The organism is Microbacterium sp. BF1, assembly GCF_019279095.1.
Classification (GTDB): Bacteria; Actinomycetota; Actinomycetes; order Actinomycetales; family Microbacteriaceae; genus Microbacterium; species Microbacterium maritypicum.
The window spans coordinates 1-1,348 of sequence record NZ_JAGYWT010000612.1 but is presented as its reverse complement, the minus strand read 5'-3'; the positions used below and the strand labels follow the sequence as shown (position 1 = coordinate 1,348).

At 68.7% G+C, this 1,348-nt stretch carries 3 protein-coding genes; all 3 read left to right on the top strand.

Going from position 1 to position 1,348, the window contains the following annotated elements; translation table 11 throughout:
- Positions 1-196 precede the first annotated feature (196 nt).
- A complete protein-coding gene (locus KZA10_RS15415) occupies positions 197-607 on the top strand; it encodes a histidinol dehydrogenase (protein ID WP_141386662.1) in 411 nt (136 codons plus the stop codon).
- A gap of 9 nt (positions 608-616) precedes the next feature.
- Complete coding sequence (gene fdxA, locus KZA10_RS15410) at positions 617-937, top strand: ferredoxin (RefSeq protein WP_055873321.1); 321 nt, start codon at positions 617-619, stop codon at positions 935-937.
- Between the two features lie 9 nt (positions 938-946).
- Positions 947-1,348: aminotransferase class I/II-fold pyridoxal phosphate-dependent enzyme (locus tag KZA10_RS15405; protein ID WP_218683323.1), on the top strand; the 402-nt coding region annotated here is incomplete at its 3' end.

Here is a 1,348-nt window from a genome sequence, read left to right as displayed (position 1 = left end):
CTTCGCACCGGGGCGCAGGCGGGAGGCGATGTCGGCCACCATCTGCTGCACGCGTCCGGCGAGCAGGTCGTGCTGCTGCTCCTCACGCAGACCCCGCTCGACCGAGCGGCTCACCTCCTTCGTCTGTTCGGAGTCGCGGCCTGACCCTGCCAGGTTCTGATCGGGATCGTGCGGGCCTCCTCGGTAGGATCGACAGGTGCGCGTGAGCTGGATGTCGAGAGTGTTGTCGTGGATCGCTGCCGCCCTGGTGGGCGGTGTCTACGGCATCGCCGGCACGATCAGCCACAGCGTGATGTGGGGTCCGATCCCGGTTGGCATGATCGTCGCCGCGATCGCCTGCGCGGCCATCCTGATCGCCGTGCGCGCGCTCACGCACGACCGCGGTGCCGCCGTGGCAGCGGGGCTGGGGATGATCGGCATGCTGGTGCTGATCTCGGGCGAGGGTCCCGGAGGCTCCGTCGTCGTGCCCGCGTCGTTCACGGGGCAGATCTGGACCTACCTGGTGGCCGGAATCGTGCTGCTCGTGATCGCCTGGCCCTCGGTGCGACGTCTTCCCGTGCGCACGGAGGCACCCGCCGCGCAAGAACCCGAGGCTCGCGAGTCGTAGACTGAGGGGGTGACGTATGTGATCGCCCTCCCGTGCGTCGATGTCAAGGATCGCGCCTGCATCGACGAGTGCCCCGTTGACTGCATCTACGAGGGTGAACGCTCGTTGTACATCCATCCCGACGAGTGCGTCGACTGTGGTGCCTGCGAGCCGGTGTGCCCCGTCGAGGCCATCTACTACGAAGATGATCTGCCCGACGAATGGCAGGACTACTACAAGGCCAACGTCGAGTTCTTCGACGAGATCGGGTCCCCGGGCGGCGCCGCCAAGGTCGGCGTCTACTCGTTCGACCACCCGATCATCGCCGCTCTGCCGCCGCAGGGCGAGTAGGCGCGCTTCGTGAGCGTCCGCGACCTCGCCGACTACCCGTGGGACGCCGTCGTCCCGTTCCGTGAGCGTGCCGAGAGGCACCAGGACGGGCTCATCGATCTGTCGGTCGGCTCTCCTGTCGACCCGACTCCCGAGATCATCCGGCGTGCGCTGGCCGAGGCGACGGACGCCCACGCCTACCCGCAGACGGTCGGCACGCCGACGCTGCGCGAGGCCATCGTGGACTGGTACGCCAGACGCAGGGGAGTACCCGACCTCCGCGTCGACAACGTGCTCCCGACGATCGGCTCGAAAGAGCTCGTCGCGCTGCTGCCCACTCTGCTCGGTCTGGGGGCCGGCGACATCGTCGTGCACCCGCGCGTGGCGTATCCGACCTACGAGGTCGGCGCGCGCGTTGTGGGGGCCACGCCC